This is a genomic window from Streptomyces sp. NPDC025784 (assembly GCF_055558435.1).
In genome coordinates this window covers 361,948-383,133 of sequence record NZ_JBVHMN010000003.1, presented here as the reverse complement: position 1 = coordinate 383,133, position 21,186 = coordinate 361,948, and the positions used below count along the sequence as shown (strand labels likewise).

The 21,186-nt window shown below is 74.0% G+C and carries 21 protein-coding genes; 12 read left to right on the top strand and 9 right to left on the bottom strand.

The window, feature by feature from the left end; all coding sequences use genetic code 11:
* Positions 1-9 precede the first annotated feature (9 nt).
* Both ACZ4IF_RS11265 and ACZ4IF_RS11260 read right to left on the bottom strand, forming a co-directional pair.
* Positions 10-615 carry a hypothetical protein gene (locus ACZ4IF_RS11265; protein ID WP_467561621.1) on the bottom strand — a complete coding sequence of 202 codons (606 nt, stop codon included), beginning with the start codon at positions 613-615 and terminating at the stop codon, positions 10-12.
* 128 nt (positions 616-743) lie between these two features.
* A complete protein-coding gene (locus tag ACZ4IF_RS11260; protein WP_467561619.1) occupies positions 744-1,694 on the bottom strand; it encodes a L,D-transpeptidase in 951 nt (316 codons plus the stop codon).
* Between the two features lie 111 nt (positions 1,695-1,805).
* On the opposite strand from ACZ4IF_RS11260, the gene ACZ4IF_RS11255 reads away from it, so the two are divergent.
* Together ACZ4IF_RS11255 and ACZ4IF_RS11250 are read left to right on the top strand one after the other, a co-directional pair.
* Positions 1,806-2,318, top strand: a complete 513-nt coding sequence (locus tag ACZ4IF_RS11255) for a SigE family RNA polymerase sigma factor (RefSeq protein ID WP_467561617.1) — start codon at positions 1,806-1,808, stop codon at positions 2,316-2,318.
* On the top strand, positions 2,308-3,012 hold the full coding sequence (locus ACZ4IF_RS11250; protein WP_467561615.1) for a L,D-transpeptidase: 705 nt from the start codon (positions 2,308-2,310) through the stop codon (positions 3,010-3,012). Before ACZ4IF_RS11255 ends, ACZ4IF_RS11250 begins: the two co-directional genes overlap by 11 nt.
* Here the strand turns inward: ACZ4IF_RS11250 and ACZ4IF_RS11245 are convergent.
* The gene (locus ACZ4IF_RS11245; protein WP_467561613.1) at positions 3,009-3,920 is read right to left on the bottom strand and encodes an alpha/beta fold hydrolase; all 912 of its coding nucleotides are present in this window, start codon (positions 3,918-3,920) and stop codon (positions 3,009-3,011) included. The two genes, ACZ4IF_RS11250 and ACZ4IF_RS11245, sit on opposite strands and share 4 nt — an antisense overlap.
* Before the next feature lie 172 nt (positions 3,921-4,092).
* On the opposite strand from ACZ4IF_RS11245, the gene ACZ4IF_RS11240 reads away from it, so the two are divergent.
* Positions 4,093-4,545 (top strand): MarR family winged helix-turn-helix transcriptional regulator, encoded by a 453-nt coding sequence (locus tag ACZ4IF_RS11240; protein WP_467561779.1) that lies wholly within the window; start codon positions 4,093-4,095, stop codon positions 4,543-4,545.
* A gap of 11 nt (positions 4,546-4,556) precedes the next feature.
* Positions 4,557-4,835 carry a ribosomal protein L7/L12 gene (locus ACZ4IF_RS11235; protein ID WP_359489181.1) on the top strand — a complete coding sequence of 93 codons (279 nt, stop codon included), beginning with the start codon at positions 4,557-4,559 and terminating at the stop codon, positions 4,833-4,835.
* A 95-nt stretch (positions 4,836-4,930) separates the two neighbouring features.
* On the opposite strand, the gene ACZ4IF_RS11230 is transcribed toward ACZ4IF_RS11235, so the two are convergent.
* Positions 4,931-6,274 carry a helix-turn-helix domain-containing protein gene (locus tag ACZ4IF_RS11230; RefSeq protein ID WP_467561610.1) on the bottom strand — a complete coding sequence of 448 codons (1,344 nt, stop codon included), beginning with the start codon at positions 6,272-6,274 and terminating at the stop codon, positions 4,931-4,933.
* Between the two features lie 556 nt (positions 6,275-6,830).
* Between ACZ4IF_RS11230 and ACZ4IF_RS11225 the strand changes: the two genes are divergently transcribed.
* A complete protein-coding gene (locus ACZ4IF_RS11225; protein ID WP_467561608.1) occupies positions 6,831-8,075 on the top strand; it encodes an amidohydrolase in 1,245 nt (414 codons plus the stop codon).
* 8 nt (positions 8,076-8,083) lie between these two features.
* Here ACZ4IF_RS11225 and ACZ4IF_RS11220 read toward each other — a convergent pair whose 3' ends face one another.
* The 3 genes from ACZ4IF_RS11220 to ACZ4IF_RS11210 form a co-directional block, all read right to left on the bottom strand.
* Complete coding sequence (locus ACZ4IF_RS11220; protein WP_467561606.1) at positions 8,084-9,310, bottom strand: hypothetical protein; 1,227 nt, start codon at positions 9,308-9,310, stop codon at positions 8,084-8,086.
* Positions 9,311-9,439: 129 nt separating this feature from the next.
* Positions 9,440-10,597: a PP2C family protein-serine/threonine phosphatase gene (locus ACZ4IF_RS11215; protein ID WP_467561604.1), complete on the bottom strand. Its 1,158-nt coding sequence runs from the start codon at positions 10,595-10,597 to the stop codon at positions 9,440-9,442.
* 4 nt (positions 10,598-10,601) lie between these two features.
* Positions 10,602-11,243, bottom strand: coding sequence for an NAD(P)-dependent oxidoreductase (locus ACZ4IF_RS11210; protein WP_467561602.1), 642 nt, complete (start codon positions 11,241-11,243; stop codon positions 10,602-10,604).
* A 138-nt stretch (positions 11,244-11,381) separates the two neighbouring features.
* Between ACZ4IF_RS11210 and ACZ4IF_RS11205 the strand changes: the two genes are divergently transcribed.
* Together ACZ4IF_RS11205 and ACZ4IF_RS11200 are read left to right on the top strand one after the other, a co-directional pair.
* Positions 11,382-11,819 (top strand): hypothetical protein, encoded by a 438-nt coding sequence (locus ACZ4IF_RS11205; protein WP_467561600.1) that lies wholly within the window; start codon positions 11,382-11,384, stop codon positions 11,817-11,819.
* Between the two features lie 519 nt (positions 11,820-12,338).
* On the top strand, positions 12,339-13,238 hold the full coding sequence (locus ACZ4IF_RS11200) for a hypothetical protein (RefSeq protein ID WP_467561598.1): 900 nt from the start codon (positions 12,339-12,341) through the stop codon (positions 13,236-13,238).
* Here the strand turns inward: ACZ4IF_RS11200 and ACZ4IF_RS11195 are convergent.
* Positions 13,153-14,484 (bottom strand): aminotransferase-like domain-containing protein, encoded by a 1,332-nt coding sequence (locus ACZ4IF_RS11195; RefSeq protein WP_467561596.1) that lies wholly within the window; start codon positions 14,482-14,484, stop codon positions 13,153-13,155. The two genes, ACZ4IF_RS11200 and ACZ4IF_RS11195, sit on opposite strands and share 86 nt — an antisense overlap.
* A gap of 74 nt (positions 14,485-14,558) precedes the next feature.
* On the opposite strand from ACZ4IF_RS11195, the gene ACZ4IF_RS11190 reads away from it, so the two are divergent.
* The 4 genes from ACZ4IF_RS11190 (at position 14,559) to ACZ4IF_RS11175 (ending at position 19,139) form a co-directional block, all read left to right on the top strand.
* Positions 14,559-15,356 carry an alpha/beta fold hydrolase gene (locus tag ACZ4IF_RS11190; protein ID WP_467561594.1) on the top strand — a complete coding sequence of 266 codons (798 nt, stop codon included), beginning with the start codon at positions 14,559-14,561 and terminating at the stop codon, positions 15,354-15,356.
* 206 nt (positions 15,357-15,562) lie between these two features.
* Positions 15,563-16,021 carry a DUF7144 family membrane protein gene (locus ACZ4IF_RS11185; protein ID WP_467561592.1) on the top strand — a complete coding sequence of 153 codons (459 nt, stop codon included), beginning with the start codon at positions 15,563-15,565 and terminating at the stop codon, positions 16,019-16,021.
* Between the two features lie 86 nt (positions 16,022-16,107).
* Positions 16,108-17,115 (top strand): endonuclease/exonuclease/phosphatase family protein, encoded by a 1,008-nt coding sequence (locus ACZ4IF_RS11180; RefSeq protein ID WP_467561590.1) that lies wholly within the window; start codon positions 16,108-16,110, stop codon positions 17,113-17,115.
* 89 nt (positions 17,116-17,204) lie between these two features.
* Positions 17,205-19,139 carry an FUSC family protein gene (locus ACZ4IF_RS11175; protein WP_467561588.1) on the top strand — a complete coding sequence of 645 codons (1,935 nt, stop codon included), beginning with the start codon at positions 17,205-17,207 and terminating at the stop codon, positions 19,137-19,139.
* 114 nt (positions 19,140-19,253) lie between these two features.
* Here ACZ4IF_RS11175 and snpA read toward each other — a convergent pair whose 3' ends face one another.
* Positions 19,254-19,958 (bottom strand): snapalysin, encoded by a 705-nt coding sequence (gene snpA / locus ACZ4IF_RS11170; RefSeq protein WP_467561586.1) that lies wholly within the window; start codon positions 19,956-19,958, stop codon positions 19,254-19,256.
* A 186-nt stretch (positions 19,959-20,144) separates the two neighbouring features.
* Here snpA and ACZ4IF_RS11165 point away from each other — a divergent pair, with 186 nt between their 5' ends.
* Positions 20,145-21,083: a LysR family transcriptional regulator gene (locus ACZ4IF_RS11165; RefSeq protein ID WP_359489155.1), complete on the top strand. Its 939-nt coding sequence runs from the start codon at positions 20,145-20,147 to the stop codon at positions 21,081-21,083.
* Positions 21,084-21,186: the final 103 nt, after the last annotated feature.

The window sequence follows — 21,186 nt, the reverse complement described above, 5'->3', positions numbered from 1 at the left end:
CCACCGGGCTCACTTCAGCTGGGCGTAGATCCGGCCCTTGGTGTCGCGGACGGTGACGTTGCCGAGGAAGTCGGGGTCGCCCTTGCCGTCGGCCGGGACCTGGGTGGTGGCGTACCAGACGCCCCAGCCGGGCTTGCCGGCGAGTTCCAGCAACTTGCCGTGCACGGTGCCGGACTTGGTCTCGACGGTGACACGGGACGCGGTGCCCTTGCCGCCGTAGTAGAGACCGGAGAGGAAGTAGCGTCCCTCGGCGTCGCCTTCGGCCTGCATCGACACGCCCGGCCGGGTCAGGTCGACGTTGCCGTCGACGACGCTGCGGAACTGCGGCTCGGGGTCGCCGGCCGTCGTCCAGTGCTTGCCCTCGGCCGTGAGCCAGATCTCCGCGCCGTCCACGGCGACGTGCTCGCCGGGGGCGACGATCCGGGCGGTGGGAGCCTTCCTGGCGGCGGCCTCGGCGACCGGCCGGACGACGGTGGCGCGTTCGGTCCGTGCCGCCGCGTGGGTGGAGGTGCCGGACGCCGCCTTCCCCTGCGAGACGGCGTACGACACCGTGGGCGCCCCGACCAGCGCGACGGCCACGGCGGTCGCGGCCAGATACTTCTGCATCCGTGTCATGGACGGACTCTCCTTGCGATGTGAGGAACGTGCGGCGGTGAAACGGTGCGGAGGGCGCCTCTCCACTCCTCCAAACTCCGTCGGCCCGTACGCCGGATGACACCCGGCGGGAAAATTCCCGCGCGTTCTCAGGACAGCGCGCTGCCCGCCTTCCACTGCTCCCAGCCGAGGTTCCAGTCGCCGTATCCGTTGCCCACGGCCACCGTGTCCTTGGAGCCGACGACCTTGACGACGTCGCCGGGGACGACCTCGTCGTAGAACCTCTTCGCGGTGCCGTCGGTGGCGAGTCCGACGCAGCCGTGGGTGACGTTCTGGTGCCCGGCGTAGGTGTTGGCCTTCGGGTTCTGGTGGAGATAGGTGCCCGAGGTGGTGAGGTGCACGGCGTAGTAGTAGTAACCCGCGTACGCGTCGCCGTAGCCGACGGTCTGCGAGTTCATGAAGACCTTGGTCGCCTTGTCGGAGACGACCATGGTGCCGTTCCAGGTCTCCATGCCCGGGGCGCCCGCCGTGACGGGAACCTTTCGCGTCGTACCGGCCTTCTCAACCGTCATGGAGTGTGTGCGGACATCGACCGTGGCGACGAGGGAGCGGCCCACCGTGAAATGCCGAGTGATCCCGGCGCCGGCCCGGACGGTGACCTCCGTGCCGGGCTTCCAGTACGTGCGCGGCCGGAAGTCGACGCGCTGCCCGTCGAGCAGATTGCGGTCCTTGACCCAGCTCCACGCGCCCTCGACGTCGGCGGTGACCTTCAACTGCCGTTCCACGTCGGCCCGTTCGGCGGCCGGTACGGCACGGTCGAAGGTCACCGATATGGGCATGCCGATGCCGACGGTCTGTCTGTCGGCGATGTTGACGTGCGCGCCCGGCAGCGACTTCAGCGGCTTCGGCGTGGCCTTGTGCCCCTTCTGCAGGCCCGGGTTGACGGTCGCGGTGGCCTCGGGTGCGGCGCCCGTCCCCGTGCCTCCGCTCCCGTCGGCCACGGCCCGCCCCGAGCAGCCGGCCAGCGCGAGCGCGCACACGGCCAGCGCCGCCGCCCCCCAGGCGCGGCCCGGCCGGCGTCCCCTGACTCCGGTGGTCATCGTGATCCCCCTGTGGTGTGTTTCGATGTGCCACGTACGGGACCTGTACGCACGGCAGGGACGGCCGGGTTGCATCGGGCCGCGGAAATTCCGGAAACTCCGGCGGGGGGCATGACCGAGGAAGAGTTCGACGCGTTCTACGCGACCGCGTTCCCCCGGCTGACCGGTCAGCTCTACGCGTTCACCGGGGACCACGGTGAGGCGCAGGACGTCGTCCAGGAGGCGTTCGTCCGCGCCTGGGACCGGCGGCGGGAATTCCTCGCCGACAGTGCGCCCGAGGCGTGGATACGGACGGTGGCGATGCGGCTCGCGGTGAGCCGCTGGCGCCGTGCGCGCCGCTGGCTCGAACTCGTGCGCCGCACTCCGCCGCCCGAGCACACCCCGGGACCCGATCCGGAGCGCACCGCCCTGGTCGCCGCGCTGCGCACCCTGCCGGATGCGCAGCGGATGGCCCTGGTCCTGCACCATCTGTGCGACATGAGTGTGGAGCAGGTAGCCTCCGAAACCGGGGCTCCCGTGGGCACGGTCAAGGCCCGTCTGTCCCGCGGCCGGGCGGCACTGGCCCAGGTGCTCTCGGCGGACTCGACGGACGAGGAGGAGAGGGAGGACGACCGTGTCCGATGAACTCACCTCGAACCTGCGCGAGTTGGCCGCCGAGGGCGAGAACCACCCGGTGCTGACGGGTGCGGAGATCCGAGGCCGGGCGGTACGCCGCCGACGTCGTCGGCGTACGGTCGTGGCGACCGCCTCCGTGTCCGCCGCGGCGGCGCTCGCCCTGCTCGTCGCGGTCGGCCCGGGCGGCGGCACGGACCAGCGGCCCGCCCCCGCCGCGAGCCCCACCGGCACCCCCAGCCTCCCGGCGACGCCCGATGCCACGGTCGACCTGTCCCGGCGGCAGATGGAAGTCGCGGGCCGCGTCCTGCCGATCACCTCCGGCACCGAGTTCCGGCCCACGGCGACGGGCCGGATGACGGTCACCGCCAAGAGCGCGGCCAAGGTGATGCCGGCCACCACGGTCGGCCTCAAGTCGGACTACGACCTCAAGTTGTCCTGGGTGATCGAACTGTCCTTCTCCGACGGGTCGGCGAACTTCATCGCCGCCATCGCGCACGACGAGAAGGCGCCCGGCAACTACGACCACACGACGGGCTGGATCGGCCTGCGCTCGACGGACGCGGCGTGGCTGTACCAGCAGGTGAAGCTGGGTGCGGTGATCGACATCGAGGGGTCGGCGCCCAGGTCCACCGCCGACCGGTCCACGAGGGGTCAGGACGCGAACGCGGGCACGGGAACGAGGACGGGCGGCTCGGGCGGTTAGGCCCCCGGGGCGGACGGCGGGTGGCCGCGGTCCGGGCCGCCGGCCGGTGGCCGCGCGGGCGGTCGGGGTCCAAGAGCCGCGGGGCGGCGCCAGTCGGTCTTCGCGCGCTCGTCGGAAAGGCCGTCGAGATAGGCGTCCAGCGCGGCGAACGTGGCGGCGGGCCGTTCGAGGTGCGGCAGGTGCCCGGCCCCGGGCACGGTCTCGAACCGCGCGTGGGGAAGGGCCGCGGCGAGGGCGCGACCGTACGCGGGCGTGACGATGCGGTCGCTCTCGCCCCACAGCACCAGGGCCGGGGTCCGCACCCGGCCGAGTCGGTTCAGCAGCTTCGGGTCGTGCATGTACGGGTCGCCGGCCAGCAGTCGCACGGTCTCCATGTCGGCCCGCCGGGCCGCGATCTGCTCGGCGGTGAGCGTGGCGGGGTCGACGGCATGCCGTGCGGGGTCGTGGAACGCGTACGCGGCGAGCTCGCCCGGGGTGAGGGCGAAGATGTCGCGGACCGGCTCCCCCGGGACGGCCACGCCGACGGCGTTGATCAGGACCAGGGAGCCGATGACCGCGCCGTCGTCGCGGAAGGCCATCTCGGCGGCCGCCCAGCCGCCGATCGAGGAGCCGACGACCAGCACGTCGCGGTGCCCCTCGTCGCGGAGCCAGTGCAGATGGGTGAGGGCCAGGTCGTCGACCCCGGTGAACCAGTCGGGGCGTTCGGTTCCGTCCCAGCCGGGGTGCGTCGGCAGGAAGACCCTCATGCGCCGCTCGCCGGCCAGGTGCGCGGCGACGGCCGCGACGGTGGCGGGCCCGCTCCCTCCGTGCAGGACGAGCGCGACGCGGCCGTCGCGGGGGCCGGTCTCGGTGAGGGTGAGCGGGAGGTCGGGGCGCGGGAACACGGTCCGCGTCGTGATGTCAGCCATACGGCACAAGGTATCTACGCATGCTTATATAAGCAACCGTATTCGCTGCACTAGGATGCCGGACATGACCGCGCAGCCAGACGCATCCGCCGGCCGCACCGGCGGTCCCGCCGACCCGACGAACGCCCCGGAACCGACGCACGCCCCAGGACCGTCGGACGCCCCGGACGCCCTGGGGGCGACCGACGCGCCAGGGGCGTCCGACGCCCTCGGCCTCGAAGAGCTGGGCCGCGCGGTGAAGGAGGCGCAGTACCGGCACCACCGCGCACTGGACACCCGCCTCGCCGCGGCCGGCACGACCCTCGCCCAGTGGGACGCCCTGCGCGCGATCGCCCGCGCGCCCGGCGCCTCCGCGCACGAACTGGCCGTCGCCACCTTCCAGGGCGACCAGTCCTTCGGCACCCTGGCGAGCCGGCTCGCCGCGCAGGGCCTCGTCGAGCGCCGCCCCGGACGCGGCCGGCGCATCGAGCACCGCCTCACGCCGGACGGTGAGCGCGTCCTCGCCGCCGGGCGCACGATCACGCTGGAGGTCCTCACCGCCTCCTTCGCCCCTCTCGACCAGGACGAACGGGCCACGCTGCTCGCACTGTTGCGCCGCGTCGGCCTGCGGGGCGACGGGTCCTAGGATCGGTGCCCATGGAAATAACGGGTCTCTTCGTCCTGGCCGCACTGATGATCGCGAGCTTCGCCGGACTGGAAAGCAAGCTGGGCCGCACCGACCGCAGAATCGCCCGCGTCGAGCGCAAGCTCGACCTGATCCTCGACCACCTCGGCCTGCACGCCGGCGATCCGGAGCTGCCGCAGGTCACCGCGCTGCTGCGGGAGGGCAAGAAGATCCAGGCCATCAAGGCCTACCGCGAGGCCACGGGCGCCGACCTCAAGGAGGCCAAGGACGCGGTCGAGCGCATGGGGTGACCGGCCCGCCGGCCGGCGCGACACCGCTGCGGGCGCGCCCGCCCGTGCGGTCCCGCTCCGAGAGCCCCTGCCCGGGGCTGAGCCGTCGGCGGGAGTCAGAGCGGGGGCTGCGCCGGGGCCGGGCCCAGGGTCGTCGTGCCCGGCGCGGTGCGATGGCCGAGGCCCGTGCGGTACGCGTCGAGCGCCGCCTCGATGCGGCCCGTACGGCGCAGCAGGTCGCCGAGGAGCCGGCACAGGTCGGCCAGGTCCCCCGCCGCCCCGGCCCGCTCCAGCAGGCTCATCGCGCGCACATAGTGCTCCTCGGCCGCCTCGGTCTCCCGGGCGTCCTCCGCGATGATGCCGAGGAGCCGGTGCGCGGCGGCCGAGTGGATGGCTCCGCGCTCGGGACTGAGGTCTCCGAGCACCTCCCGCAGCAGGGCTGCGGCCTCCTCCGACTTGCCGCGCCGGTGCAGTACGTCGGCGAGCTCGACGGCGACCTGACTGGTGTAGAGGGCGGCACGCTTGGCGGAGAGCATCGCCTGCGCCTCGCGCAACTCGGCCTCGGCACGCTCCAGTTCGCCGTTCTGCGCGTACAGGTACCCGCGCATCCAGTGGCAGTTGGCCAGTTCGGTGCGGATCTGGAGCTGGCGGTAGAGCTCGGCCGCCTTGGCCAGGGACACGTCGGCCTCGGCGATGCGCCCCTCGGCGATCATCGTGCGGGCCACCGAGCGGTGCATCCGCGCCACCAGCGCCGGATCGCCGACCTGCGGCGCGAGGGCCAGCGCGAACTCGGCGGCCTGGGCGGCCCGGGCGTGCGCGCCCATGTCCATGTAGGGCGCGATGACTCCCGTGTAGAGCAGGAGCAGCGCGTCGGGGTCGTGCAGTCCGGTGCGGTTGAGCTCGTCGAGCGTGGACTCGAACAGGTAGCAGGAGTAGCGGAGTTCGCCCGCGAGGTAGTGGGAGACGGCCCGCCCGCGCACGGCGGGCACACGCTGCGGCAGCGGCGCGTCGCCCGTGCGGCGCTCGGACTCCTCGAAGCGCTCCCGTGCGGTGACCAGATCGCCGGTCTCCAGGGCGCATTCACCGAGGCCCAGCAGCGCGGCGGCCTGCTCGGCGACGAGCCCGTGCACGTCCGCCTCCGCGAGGAGCAGGGCGTACTGCTCCGCCGCGACCTCGGCCTCTCCGGTGGCGAGGGTGCGCTGCGCGTCGGTCAGCCGCAGTCGCAGATCCGTGGCGAGATGGGCGGGCCGCCCGGTCGTGAGCTCCTCGTAGGCGATGCCGAGCCGCTCGGCGATGTGCCGCAGCGCGGGTTCGGAGGCCCGCACCCGGCCCGCCTCCAGGGTGGAGATGTAGGCGGGCGTGTACGCGGGCTCCGCCAGCTGTTTCTGCGTCAGACCGCGGTCCGTACGCAGCTGTTGCACCCTTCGCCCGATGATCTCCGGGTCGTCGCGCTCCGCCATGGATTAAGCATGCCATTAAGTCGACTTACATTCGGACGACTCCTGACTATTGTCCAACCTCCTGGCGGCTCTTGCTCTTTGACACCCGCAGCCCCTACGTTAAGCGACGGATTAAGCCCGCTTAATAAGCTGCTGTTGTTGCGAGGTCGCCGTGGTCCGACGTCTTTTCGCGCGCTACTCCAGAGGGTTCGGTGCGGCCGTCGTCGCCGTGGCGGCTCTGGTCACGGCCGCGAACGCGGGCCCGGCGCGGGCGGCGGAACCGCCCCGCCCCACCCAGCACGTGCCGTCGACGGTGGCACAGACAGGGCGCTGAGGTCCGGCCGGGTCCCGCCCCCCCTTGGGAACCCGGCCCGCCCCGGTGCCCGCCGCCCTGGGGCGGCACGTACGGCGGCCGCCGGCGGAACTCCCCCTTCCGCCGGCGGCCGCCGGACGACCACGGCGCCGCCCCGGTGACCGCCGCTCTCCCGCCGGTGGCCGTCCGGTGACCGCCGCTCCCCCCGGCCCTGTCATGACGCACCCCCCTCCGACGTCCGCCCTCCGTGGCTACGCTGATGCCGTGACCTCTCCCGCCGCCCGCACCGCGCTGGACCTCACCGCCGACCTCCCGGTCCCGGACCTGGAGGACCTCTACCGGGACCTGCACCGCCATCCGGAACTGTCCCTGCGCGAGCACCGCACGGCGGACCGGCTCGCCGGGCGGCTGCGCCGGGCCGGGTACGAGACCCACGACGGTGTCGGCGGCACGGGAGTCGTGGGTGTGCTGCGCAACGGTGAAGGCCCCACCGTCCTGCTCCGCGCCGACATGGACGCGCTCCCCGTCACCGAGGAGACCGGCCTGCCGTACGCGTCGACGACGCCCGGGGTCATGCACGCCTGCGGTCACGACCTGCACGTCACCTGGCTGGCCGGCGCCGCCGACGCGCTCGCCGCCGGACGCGACACCTGGAGCGGCACGCTGGTGCTGGTCGGACAGCCCGCCGAGGAGACCGGGGAGGGCGCGGCCGGGATGCTCGCGGACGGCCTCTACGAGCGCGTCCCGCGGCCGGACGTGCTGCTCGCCCAGCACGTCGCGCCGGGCCCCGCCGGTCTGTACGCGCACTCCCCGGGCCTGATCATGTCCGCCTCCACCGACATCGACATCGTGGTGCACGGCGTCGGCGGCCACGGCTCGCGCCCCGAGGCGACCGTCGATCCCGTGGTGACGGCGGCGTACATCGTGACCCGGCTCCAGACCGTCGTGAGCCGCGAGGTCGCGGCGCGCGAGTCCGCGGTCCTGACGGTCGGACGGATCGAGGCGGGCACCCGGCACAACATCATTCCGTCCGAGGCGCGTCTGTCCCTCAACCTGCGCACACAGTCGCAGGAGGTCCGCGAGCGGATGATCGCCGCCGTGCGCCGTGTCGCGCGGGGCGAGTGCGCGGCGGCGGGCTGCCCCCGCGAACCCGACGTCACCGTCGGCGGCAGCTTCCCGGTGACCGTCAACGACCCCGACACGGACCGCCGCGTCGCCGCCGTGCACGCCGAGGTCTTCGGCACGGGGACGGTCCTCGACCCCGGGCCGGCGATGGGCAGCGAGGACTTCGACCGGCTCGCGGTGGGCGAACTCCCGTACTCCTACTGGTTCGTGACGAGCACCCCGGCCGACGTGTGGGACGCGGCCCCGGGCGGCGGCGACCTGATGGACCGGCTCGCCGCCGTGCCCGGCAACCACAGCCCGTTGTTCGCCCCCGACCTGTCCGTGGTCGCGCCGGGCGTGCGAACACTGGTGTCGGGGGCGCTGGCGTCGCTGAACGTCGCCTGACCTGCTCCTCAGGCCTGCGTCTGGAGCTGGCGCAGCTGCTGCCGCACGTGGTCCAGCGCCCCCTGCCGGCGGCCCGGCACCCGCCGTCTCAACTCGGCGAGCGCGGACCCCAGTTCACGGGCAGGCACCGCGTCGCCGACAAGACCCCACTGGTGGTGGGCCCGGTCCACGGCCGACTCCACCGCCGGGGAGTCGGGGGCCTCGCCCGCGCCCAGCCGGGCGTCCGCGACCGCCAGCCAGGTGCGGCAGCTGCGCTCCGGGTCCGCCGCGAACATCGCCAGGTCGGCGCGCACCTCCATCCAGTGCAGCACCTGCTCGGAGGCGGGCCCGTACGTCCGCAGCGCCTCCTGCTCCCGCCGCCCGGCCAGCGCCTCGGCCTCGCCGTGCCGGCCGGCCTGGACGGCAGCGGTGATGGTCTCGTGAGGATCGGGACCCGCCGGGGTCCCGATGTGGGCGTCCCCCGGAGCGGAGACCGCGGCGGGCGGCCCGAGCGGCCGGAAGCCGCCGGTCGGCGGGGCCGTGGGCGGCACGGCCGGCAGGGGCGGGGGTACGGCGGCCGCGGCGGCGCCGTACGCGCCGTGCCACGGCCGCGCCACCGCCTGCGGTGTCAGCACGATGTCGGGCGGCCCCGGCCTGGCCTCCTCGCCCGTCGCCCGGGTCAGCGCCTGCTGGTGCAGTTCGGCGAGGGGCGGCCGGTGACCGCTGCGCAGGACGGTGGCCGCCGCCCTCATGTACGCCGGAGCCGCCACGCTGCGGCGGGGCGGCGGCGGCGCGATCCGGCCGTACAGCGCGGCGGACGGCCCCGCCGTCAGGGGGCGGGCGGCGAGATGGTCCCAGGTCTCCGCGTCGGCGTGCAGGTCGACGAGGAGCGTGGTCGTGCCCGCCGGGCGCAGCCGGAGCTCCTCGGTGATCCAGTGCCAGGGGAAGGCGGTGTAGCGGACCGTGGCCGGGGTGGTGCGGGCGAGCGCGAGGTGCGGCAGGCGCTGGCGGCGGTCCAGTTGGAGCTGGCCGGCGAGGAAGACCGTCAGCGGGCCGGGCGAGGCCGCCGCCGCACGCAGCCGGGTCAGGACCGCCTGCGGCTCCAGCGGGTCGGCCAGTTCCACGACGTTCGCCGTGTCGCTGCCGGACAGCACGGCGGGAGACACCGCGGCCAGGACGGGGAGCACGGACGCCGCGTCCACCAGACGCCCCTTGCCCACCGGCGAGGCCGCGAGGAGCAGCACGGTTCCGGGCACAGATTCCCCTCCCCATCGATCACGTACGGCAGCACCGTAACCGCTGCGCGTGCAAAGCGGGGACGGCGGGAGGGCGAACGCCCCGCCCGTGCGCGGGCTCCGCCGGCCGGTCGCGGCCGGTCGCGGGCGCTATCGGCGGCGCACGGCGAAGATCGTGGTGTCGTCGGCCAGCCGGCCGCCGCCGTGCCGCAGCGTGCCGTCGCGGACGAACCGCACCAGGCGGTGCGGGTCCGCGGTGCGCGGGTCCTCGGTCAGGGCGCGGGCCACCTGTTCGCGCAACGGGAAGAAGGCGCCGCTCGCGTCGCGGGCCTCCGTCACCCCGTCGGTGACCAGCAGCAGCGTCTCGCCGTGCGCGAGCGGGACCTCCATCAGCGGCGGCGGGTCCTGTCCCAGCTCGCTCAGCCCGAGCGGCAGTCCGTCGCCCGGCGGCAGCTGACGCACGTCGTCCGGGGTGATCACCAGCGGTGGTTCGTGCCCGAAGTTGATGACCTCGACGCTGTCGGTGGAATCCGGCGGGAATCCGATCAGGATTCCGGTCGCGAAGCGGTCGCCGTCCAGGCGGCCGAGCGCGGACGTGTAGCGGCCGTGCCGCAGCATCCGCACCTCCAGCCGGTCGGCGACCGTGCGCAGCAGGGGTTCGTGGTATCCCGACTCCCGGAACGTGCCGAGCAGCGCGGCCGCCGCCTCCACCGCTCCGAGCCCCTTGCCCTGGACGTCGCCGAGCAGGACGCGCGTGCCGTGCAGCCCCGGCTGGATGTCGTAGAAGTCCCCGCCGACGCGGGCGTCGCTGTCCGCCGCGAGGTAGACGGCCGCGTGGTCCAGGCCGCCCCAGCCCGGCACGAGCGGGCGCAGCACCGTGCGCCGGGTGGTCTCGGCGACGTCCCGCATGTGCAGCATGCGTTGTTCGCCGCGGACCCGGACCGCGCAGGCGAGGACCGCGAGCATGCTGCCCAGGGCGACGAGGATGAAGTCGGGCAGGCCGGTCTGGTACTGGTGCGGCCAGGACGTGTCGACACCGATGTAGGTGGCCAGGGAGAGCACCGCGAGCGCCGCCGTGCCCCACACCCCGCAGATCGCCGCCGCGATGCCGGGCACCAGCACGATCCACGAGATGATCCGGAACTCGCCCGAGCTGTTCCAGTCGAACACGGCGATGCCGATGAGCAGGAGCAGCGGCGGCATCCAGGCGACGCTGCGTCCGCGCAGGCGCAGCAGTGTCTGCCGCTGGACGGCGTCGGGTCGCCCGGCGCTCGTCCGTGGTTGCTCCGCGGGGCTGCGGCCGGCCACCTGATCAGTACGCGACCGACATCCGGGCGCGCGGGTGGGCGTCCTTCTCCAGCTCGTCGACGACGGCGATCGCGTAGTCCTCCGCGCTGATCCGGCTGTTGCCGTGGTCGTCGGTGAGCAGCCGGTCGCCGCCGACACGGAAGGTGCCGGTGCGTTCACCGGGGGCGATCTCCGCGGCGGGGGAGACGTACGTCCAGTCGACGGCGTCGTCGTCCAGAGCGCGGTAGAAGTCGAGCACGTCGCGGTGGGCGAGTGCCTCGGAGAGGTAGGCCTCGGGGAAGCCGGGCTCGTCGACGATCGCCCGGCCCTCGGGGGTCTCCAGGCTGCCGGCGCCACCGACGACCACGAGCCGCCGGACTCCGGCCGCGCGGGCCCCCTCCACCAGCGCCCTGTTGATCGCGAGGAAGGGCTCGCGGGCCTCCGATCCGTCCCGCGGCGGCACACAGGCGGAGACCACCGCGTCCGCGCCCGCCGCCAGCTCGGCCACCTTCACCGGGTCCGAGGCGTCGGCAGCCGTCGCCGTGACCCCCGGGATCGGGGACTGTCCGGAACGGCTCACGGCCACGACGCGGTGCCCGCGCGCGGACGCCTCGGCGGCGATACGGCTGCCGACCATCCCGGTGGCACCGAAAAGTACGAGCTTCATGCAGCTCAGCGAAGCACGCGCCCGGGAGGCCCGCATCCCGGCGAAACAGGTGGTCGCGAAGGCCGTCCTCCGACTTGCCAGGCACCGGGGCGGGGTGTGCTCTGGAAGGCAGGGGCGAGGAGAGAGAGGAGTGTTCCCATGGCTCAAGCGGCACCTGTGTCACCCGCCTCAGGGACACCGCGCACCCCCGACGTCTTCGGGGAGCGCACCCACGCGATCGCACGGTGGGCGGTGCCCGCCGCGCTCGGGCTCGTCTACGGCTACTGGGCCGCGGCCATCACCCGCTACGGCGGCCCGATCACCGGCTGGAACGTCCTGTTCGGGTTCGTGTGCGCCATCGTGTTCGCGGCGCTCCTCATGGGCGTGAGCAAGCTGGCACCGCTGATGAAGCGGGAACTGCACGCCGTGGTGTGGGGCGCGTTCGCGGGCTGCGCGGTCGGATTCCTCTTCAGCCAGAGCGGCGCGTCGGTGTTGTCGTCGTCGCTGATGGGCCTGGTGGCCGGGGCCGGCGTGTTCTTCGGGGCCTTCTACCGCTACTACACGCACGAGGACGCGGCGGGACACCGCGTCGGATGACGGCGTGACGGTCCGTCCGACGAACACACCGCCCACGCGTCCCGACCATGCACGGCGCACGAGGCCCCGGCAGCAGCCGGGGTCTCGTGCGTCTCCCTCACTCACTCACCTACCCCCTGGGACCCCGGTCCCAGGAGCCCGTGGTGGAGCCGTAGATGGTCCTGTCCGGCTCCACGGTCCGGAGCGGCCGCCGTGCTGCCCGCCGCGACGGTCGGGAGGCCGCCCGTGAACGGGGCCGCGGCAGACGGCGGCTGCGGGGGGAACCCGCAGGGCCCGGGTGTCGCGCATGCCGGCCTCCTTCTCCTCTCCCAGGAAACACCCGTTCGGGTGAGGCCTCCACCGGAGCGCCCGGGGGCCTTGTGTCCCCCGGGGTTCACGAGGGTGCAAGCGGGGCTCGCGCGGCCGCGTGGGCGAAGGCCGGCGTCGGGTGACCGCGCGGAGCCCCCTTCGGCTTGCCGTATACGCCCATTTGGCGGCAAACGGCTCGCGCGACGCGTCCGGGAGGACTTGCCTGGAGGAGTGTCCCAACGTGTCCGGAGCTCCCTGTCGGCCGTGCTGATCCTCCTCGCCTGTCTGCTCGCGCCGCTCGGCGCGCTGTCCACCTGGGCGATGTACGGGCTCGGCGACCCCGGCCGGTACCGGGCCACGGTGGCACCGCTCGCCGCCGACAGCGACGTGCGGGACGCGATCGCCGCCGGTGTCACGGACGGCATCCTGCGCGAGGTCCATGTACGGGCGCGGTTGCAGGGGCCGGTGAACCACTTCGTGCGGGACGCGGTGCTCTCGTTCACCGAGACCGATGCGTACCGCACGGCGTGGGAGGCCGCGAACATGGCCGCGCACGACGCCGTGATGCGGGCGCTGCGCGACGATCGCGCGGGGCCGGTGACCGTCGACCTCGCGCCCGTCACCGAGCAGGTCAAACGCAGACTCGCCGACGACCACATGCCGTTGGCGAACCGTATCCCCGTCGAGCACACCGAGGTCACCGTGCTCGAGGCCGAGGACCTGGCCCACTTGCGAAAGGGGTTCCGCGTGCTCGAAGTCGCCGCGTTCTGGCTGCCGGTGGGCGCCGTCGCGTTCGCCCTCGCGGGCATCCTCGTGGCGGTGCGCCGCCGCCGGGCGCTTCTGGCGACCGGGCTGGGCACCGCGCTGGGCGCCGCGCTGCTCGGTGCGGCGATCGCCGTGGGCCGCCGGATGACCCTCGCCGACCTCCCGCCCGACGTGTCACCGCTGGCCGCGGGCGCGGTGTACGACGCGCTCACGGAGACGCTCCGGCTGGTGTCCTGGCTGCTCCTCGCCCTCGGCCTCGCCGTCGCGCTGGCCGCGGGGCTCACGGGTGTGTACGCGCGATACCGGCGAGCGTCCGCAACGCCCCCGCAAGCTCCCTCGGAGCGGTCGAGGCGAGTCCGAGCCTGACACAGTCCTCGGCCCGCGGACCGAGCACCGGGACCGTGAAGGCGGGCCCCGGGGTGAGCGCGATGCCCCGCTCCGCCGCCGCGGCGGCGAAGGTGTCCGCCCGCCACGGGGACGGCAGTTCCCACCAGAGGTAGTACGCCTGCGGGTCGGCGCGCACGGCGAAGCCCGCGAGATGTTCGGCCGCGAGCCGCTGACGGCTCGCCGCGTCCGCCCGCTTGGCGCGCACCAGACGGTCCACCGTGCCGTCGCCGATCCAGCGCACGGCCGCCTCCAGGGCGAACCGGCTCGCGGTCCACCCGCCCGAGCGGAGGGCCGCGGCCACCTGCCCGACGCGCCCCCGCGGTGCGACGAGGAAGCCGGCCGTCAGACCCGGGGCGACCCGCTTGGAGAGGCCGTCGACGACGTAGGTCCGCTCGGGGGCGTGGGCGGCGAGCGGGTCGGGGGAGCCGTCGTGCAGGAAGGACCAGATGCGGTCCTCGATCAGGGGGAGGTCCATGTCCCGTGCCGCCGCCGCGAGCTGACGGCGTCGCTCCCCGCCCGCCGTCACCGACGTCGGGTTGTGCAGGGTCGGCTGGACGTACACGGCGGACAGCGGCGCGGAGCGGTGGGCGGTCGCGATCGCCTCCGCGCGCAGGCCTTCGTCGTCCATGGCCAGCGGGACCAGGGTGATGCCGAGGCGCTCCGCGATCTCCTTGACCAGGGGGTAGGTCAGGTACTCGACGCCGACGCGGCCCCCGGGGCGCACCAGGGTGGCGAGTGCGGCGGCGATGGCCTGACGGGCGTTGCCGGCGAAGGCCAGCCGGTCCGGTGCCGGGTGCCAGCCCGGGGTGGCGAGGAGTGCCGCGGCGGCCTCGCGGACGGCGGCGGTGCCGGTGGCGGGGGCCGTGCGCAGTGCGTCGGTGAGCACGTCGGGGCGCAGCAGCGGGGCGAGCCCGTCGGCGAGGAGCTCCGACTGGCCCGGCGCGGAAGGGTAGTTGAGCTCCAGGTTGACCCGGGCAGTGGTGGCGGGCTCGGCGAGCGCGCGGCCCGAGGGTGCGGGGGAGGCCCGTACGAAGGTGCCGCGCCCGACCTCGCCGACGACCAGTCCGCGCCGGACGAGTTCGGCGTACACCCGCCCGGCCGTCGACCCGGCGATCCCGCGCCGGCGGGCGAACGCCCGCTGCGGGGGCAGCCGTTCGCCGGGCTTGAGCCGGCCGGCCGTGATGTCGGCGGCGATGCGGTCGGCGATGCGCCGGTAGTCCTCCATGCGTCCCCTCCACATTGCACCGAGAGCAAAGATCTTATTGCACCGAGGAGTTGGCCGCGCCTAGGGTCGTGGTCATGGCACCCTTCCTCGCTTACGAGGACAAAGGGGGCGCCTCCTCGGCGGCGCCTCTCGTCCTGATCCACGGCCACCCCTTCGACCGCACCATGTGGGCCCCGCAGATCGCGGCCTTCTCCCCCTCCCGCCGGGTCGTCGTCCCCGATCTGCGCGGCTACGGCGCGTCCCCGTCGGAACCCGGATTTCCCGGAGATCCCGCCCTCACTCCCCTGTCCACGTTCGCCGAGGACATCGCGTCACTTCTGGACGAGCTGGGCATCGCCACGTTCGTCCTGGGCGGACTCTCCATGGGCGGCCAGATCGTCATGGAGTGCTACCGGACGTTCCCGGAGCGCGTCCGGGGGCTCGTCCTCGCGGACACCTTCCCCGCCGCCGAGACCCCCGAGGGCAGGATGACCCGCAACGCGACGGCGGACCGGCTGCTGCGCGAGGGCATGCGCGGATACGCGGACGAGGTGCTGTACAAGATGGTCGCCCCGTACGCCGAGGCCGAGGTGGCGGCACATGTGCACCGCATGATGGTGTCGACGCCGCCCGAGGGAGCGGCGGCGGCCCTGCGCGGCCGGGCCGAGCGCCCCGACTACCGCGAACTGCTGACCCGCGTCACCGTCCCGGCGCTGGTCGTGGTGGGCGCCGACGACGAATTCACCCCCGTCTCCGATGCCGAGGCGATGCACGCGGCGCTCCCCGACTCCGCGCTCCACGTGATCGGCTCGGCAGCGCACCTGCCGAACCTGGAGCGGCCCGAGGAGTTCAACGGCGCGCTCGCGGACTTCCTGGCACGGATCGACGACTGAACCGACGAGGCGGGGGAGCCGGGGCGGGGCCGTACCGGCGAGGCCTGGCCGTCCCTGTTCGGGACGGGCCCGCGCGAGGTCTTCCGCACCGCGGGGACCGGCCCGGCGCGGGACCCGGATCGTCACCCGTCCGGCCCAGCGGGGCATGCGGCTCCCGTCCCCCGGGGCGAACCTGCGAGTGACACTCCAGGCCCCGAGGAGGCCCCATGTCCCAGAACACCGCGCCCCTCAGCCCCGAGCCCGCCCCGGGCACGGCCGGCCGAACGCCCCGCGGCTCGGGATGGCACTCGGGAGGCACCCTCTTCGCCGGCGTCCTGATGCTGGTCGGCGGAATCCTGGGCATCCTCATCGGCATCACGGGCATCGCCAGGGACGACGTGTACGCCCGCATCGGCACCTACGTCTACGAGTTCAACCTCACCACCTGGGGCTGGATCCACCTCGTCATCGGCGTGATCGTCGCGATCACCGGCTGGGGCGTCCTGAAGGGCCACGAGTGGGCGCGCGCCGTCGGCATCGCCGTCGCCGCGCTCTACATGATCGAGTACTTCATGTTCCTGCCCTACGAGCCCGTCTGGTCCGTCATCGCCATCGGCATCGCGGTGTTCGTGATGTGGGCGCTGGCGACGGGAGGCGACTCGCCCAGGACCGCCAAGACCGCCTGAGCGGACCTTCCGGGCAACTCTGCACCGCGGCACCCCGTCTTTGAGGGAGGATTCGGGCACCCACGCGGACGAGGGAAGGCCGGGACGTGGACACTGCGACGGCTGAGTGGACGGACCCCCGGGCGGCCGGAGGCACGCGCCGGACCGGGCGCCGGGCCGCCGCCTGGGCGTCCGGGCTGCTGCTGGCCACGGTGAGTGCCGTCGTCGGATGCCGGGCGGCCGACAGCGACGGGATCACCCCCGTGCCGCAGCTGCTGGCGTTCCTGCCCTGGCTGCTCGCCCCCACCGCACTCGGGCTCCTGCTCGCGCTGCTCGCGCGCTGGCGCATCGGGATGGTGTGGGGCGTGGTCGTGCTCGGGACCGTCGTCTGGTACGCCGAGCCGTACGGCAGGACGAGCGAGCCCGGCGGGACACCGCTGGCGGAACTGCGGGTGATGACCTCCAACGTGCAGTTCGGGCGGGGCACCGACGCGCTCATCGGCGCCGTACGGCGGCAGAAGCCCGACATCCTGTTCGTGGAGGAGTGCGAGCACGTGTGCTCCCGGGCCCTGCGGGACGCCTTCGGAGGCAACGGAGGGGACTACCCGTACCGGCAGGCCGTCGAGGGGGCGGGGTCCGACGGCTCGGTCATCATGAGCCGGTTCCCGCTGAAGGCCGCGGACGGCGTGCGGGGCACCATGGGCATGCCCGGGGCGGTCGCCGACGTGCGCGGGCACGACGTACGGCTCCAGCTCGCCCACCCGATGCCTCCGCTCCCCGGCCAGCTCGGCATCTGGCGGCGCGAGCTCGGCGAGCTGCGCGACTACGCGGCGGCCGGTGACGGTCCCACCGTCGTCGCCGGGGACTTCAACGCCTCCCAGGACCACGCCGCGTTCCGCCGCATCCTCGACACCGGGCTGCGCGACGGCGCCCGCCTCGCGGGAGACCCGCGCACCCCGAGCTGGCCCGCCAGGACCACGCCGACGCTCGGCGCACAGATCGACCACGTGCTCGTGTCCCAGGACTTCTCGGCGAACGCGGCGGTCTTCCCCCGGATCACCGGCACCGACCACCGCGCCCTGGTCGTCGACCTCACCCTCCACCGGCACCGCTGAGCACCACCCCGGCACACGTGGCGTCCGGGGTGGCCCCCACCAGCGCGAACGGGCCGAAGGACGGACGAACCGGCCCTCATAATGGGGACATGTCCCGCGAGTTCCCCATCGGCCTCACTCCTCCCGACTGGCTGGTCAGGAACCTCCAACCGCAGAAGGCGTCCGTCAACCGGGCCGCCGCCGCCCGCGCCTCCGTCGCCATCTCCCTGCCGCTCGCCGTCGGCATCGCCACCGGGCGGGCGGACTACGGGGCCCTCGCCTCCATGGGTGCGCTGTCCGGGGTCATCGGCGACACCGCGGACGCCTACCGCATGCGCATCCTCAACATCGCCGTGCCGCAGCTCTTCGGCGCGGTCGGCGTCACGGTCGGCGCGCTCGTGTTCGGGCACGGCTGGACCGCCGTCGTCGCCGTCACCGCGGTCGGGCTGATCTCCGGGATGATCTCCACGATCGGCGCCGTGGCCTCCGTGTCCGGTCTGCTGCTCCTCCTCAACTGCGTGATCGGCGCCGGACTTCCGCTCCCCGGACCGTGGTGGCTCGCACCCCTGCTGATGTCCGGCGGCGCGCTCCTCGTCCTCCTGCTGGCCCTGCTCGCCTGGCCGCTGCGGTCGGGCGTACCGGAGCGGGCCGCCGTCGTGAGCACCTACCGGACGGTCGCGGACCTGCTCGCCGCGAGCGGGACCGCCGGCTACGAGGAGGCCCGCTTCGCCGTCACCCAGTCCCTCAACCAGTCCTACGACCTCGTCCTCGCCCGACGCGCCTTCCACCACGGCCGCAGCCCCGACCTCGTCCGGCTGCTCGCCCAGCTGAACGCCGTCACCCCGATCATCGAGGCCGCCCCCGCCGCCCACCAGCAGGGCGAGCCGCTGCCCGCCGAGATCCCCGAGGCCGCGGACCGCCTCGCCGACGCCGTCGCCGCCGGCCGCTCCAGGCCCCTGGCGCTCCGGCTCCCCGAGCCCACCAACGAGGCCGCCCGCGCCGTCGACCACGCCCTGCGCCACGCCGCCGACGTGGCGACCGACCAGGCTCCCGACCGGGCCCTTGCCGACGACCGTCTCGGCCGGCCCGCCGCCCTGCGCGTCCGGGCCGGACGGGCCGCCCGCGAGGTCGTCCTGTCCGCCGCGTCCTGGCGCTACGGCCTGCGCCTGGCCCTGTGCATCAGCCTCGGGCAGGTGCTCGTCTCGATCGTCCCGGTGCCGCGCTCCTACTGGATCGCGCTCACCATCACCTTCGTCATGAAGCCCGACTTCGGGTCCGTCTTCTCCCGGGCGCTGCTGCGCGCGCTGGGCACGGTGGCCGGCCTCGTCGTCGCGGCCGCGGTCCTCACAGTGGTGCCGCGCGGCTGGTGGGACGTGGCAGTCATGATGCTCCTCGCACCGCTCGTCCCGGCGCTGACCCCGCGCGGCTACGGCTACCAGACCGCCGCCATCACCCCGGTGATCCTGCTGCTGTCCGACACCCTCAACCACCAGGGGACGGGCCTCATCGCCCCGCGCCTGATGGACTCCCTCATCGGGTGCGCGATCGCGCTGGTCGCCGGGTATCTGCTGTGGCCGGAGAGCTGGCACACCCGGGTCGGCGACCGGCTCGCCGACGCGGTGACCGACACGGCCACGTACGTGGAGCGCGCGTTCGGCGGCGACCCCGATCCCGCCGACCGCGCCCGCCGGCGCCGCCGCCTGTACCGCGATCTGTCCGCCGTCCGTACGGAGTTCCAGCGCGCCCTGACCGAACCGCCGCCCACCGGGCGCCGTGCCGCCGCGTGGTGGCCGCTCGTCGTCGCCGTCGAACGGATCGTCGACGCGACGACCGCGGCGCGCGTCCGGGTCAGACAGGGCGAGGCGGAGCCGTCCGCCGCCGAGATCTCCCAGGTCGTGCTCCAGCTGCGGGAGCTGTCGGCGGGGCTGCGGGAGACCGAGGTCCTCGTCGCCGTCCGCACGGACCTGACCGGCCCCCCGGACAGCGTGCTCGAACCGCTGCGCCAGGAGGTCGCGGCGGCGCGGGCGATCGCCTCGCCCCACTGACCGGGCGCGGGCCGCCACGGCGGGAGCGCGCCCGGGTGCAGACAGCAGCGCGGGCCGCCCGTGCAGGGGGCGGCCCGCACCCGTGGGGGGTGGGTCTGGTCTGCTGATGCGGAACTAGCGGGCGTGCGCCTTGCCCAGCGCCTTCTCATGGGCGAGTGCCTTGTCCAGCGCCTTCGCGAAACCGTTCGCCCAGAGCTGGTCCACGCGGGCGCGCTCGTTGGCGTCGGGGTTCGAGTTGGTGCAGGACGGGCCGGGACCGCCGCCCGACATCAGCTCGCTGCACGGGCCCTCGTAGTGGTCGGGCAGACCGAGGACGTGGCCCGTCTCGTGCGCGGTCACGCGCGTGGAGTCGTACTCCTGGTTCTGCGCGTAGTCGAGGAACACATAGCCGCCGCCGTGGCCGTCGGTGGAGGCGTACGAGCCGCGGGAGTCGTTGCCCTCGCGGTAGGAGAAGTCGGCGTTCGAGCCCGACTGGAGTTTCACGTTCGCCACCGCGCCGTTCCATATCTGGGCGCTGCGGGCTATCTGCGCGCTGAACGTCGGGGCGCCGGAGGGGTCGTAGACGACGGTGACGGCCGCGGCGCCCGGGTGCGCGGCACGCTTCTCGGCCACCGACCTGACGACCGCCTCGAAGAACGCCTGGTTGGCCTTGGCCTCCTCGGACGAACCCGCGTACGCGGACACCGTGTGGCCTGCCTGCGCGGAGGCGGTGTTCCGGGCGGCGGGGACGCTCGCCGAGGCGAGCTGCGGGGAGACGGCGGACGCGGTCACCAGACCGATTCCGACAGCGGTCGCCCGGGCGAATGCGGACATGCGCATTGATGACTCCTTGTGTGGGGGGTGAAGTCGTCATCGGCGAGTGTCGATGCCCGTGGGGCGGCTGTGATGATGGCAAGTGGCGATAGTCCGGAGCTATCAGCCCGTACTCGATCACCCAACTCGCCCATTTCGGAGCGGTTTTGTGCGTCTGGTGAAAGCTTTGATTCCGCTTTAGGCTCCGACGGCATGGAGCTTGAGGTCAGGCACCTCCGCGCACTGTGCGCCATCGCCGACACCGGCAGCCTGCACCGCGCCGCCCGCCAACTCGGCGTCGCCCAGCCCTCGTTGAGCACACAGCTGCGGCGCATCGAGCAGGAGCTCGGCGGCGCGCTGTTCCTGCGCGCACGCACCGGCTGCCGGCCCACCCCGCTCGGCCGGATCGTCCTGGGCCGCGCCCGCCCACTGGTGGCCGAAATGCGTGCCCTGGTCGCCGAGGCGCGCGCCGCCGCCGCGGACGGCCCCCAGCTCCGGATCGGCTCCACCGCCAGCCGCGCGCTCGCGGGCTGGCTGCGCCGGCTGCGCGCCCGGCAGCAGGAGACGCTCCTGCAGATGGACGTCTCCCCGAACGCTCTGCTCCGCATGGTCGCGGACGGCCAGCTCGACGTCGCCTTCGTGCACGAGGTCGAGGGCTCCCCGCTGCGCGTCCCGGAGGGCCTGCGGCTGCGCGTCCTGGTCGAGCGCGAGCCCCAGTTCGTCTCCCTGCCGACCGACCACCCGGCCGCCGCGCACCCCGTCGTCCAGCTGTCGGAACTGGCCGAGGACCGGTGGATGGTGGACCCGACGGTGGACGGCGAATGGGACGCCGTGCACCGCATGCTGCGCACGGCCGGACTCAACCCCCGCGTCCTGCACGGCGACTACCACACGGCCGCGACCCTCGTCGCGACCGGCGAGGTCGTCACGGTCTGCCAGCCGACCTCCCAGTCCCGCCCCGAGACGGCCGTACGCCCGCTCGCGGGCGACCCCCTCGGCGTACGGCTGCTGCTCGCGGCGCGCACGCAGGCGGACCTGGAGGCCGTCTGCCCCGAACTGGAGGAGGCGTACTGGGAGGCCGCGCGGCAGGCACCCGCGTACCGGGAATGGCTGGAAGCCACCGGGACGGAGACTGTCGTCCCGACGCCCTGACGGACGGTCTCCGCGGACCCCGCCGACGCCCCGGAGCGACCGTCTCCGCGAAACCGCCGCCGACCGCACAGGCGACCGGCGGCGGCCCGATACGCCACCCGGC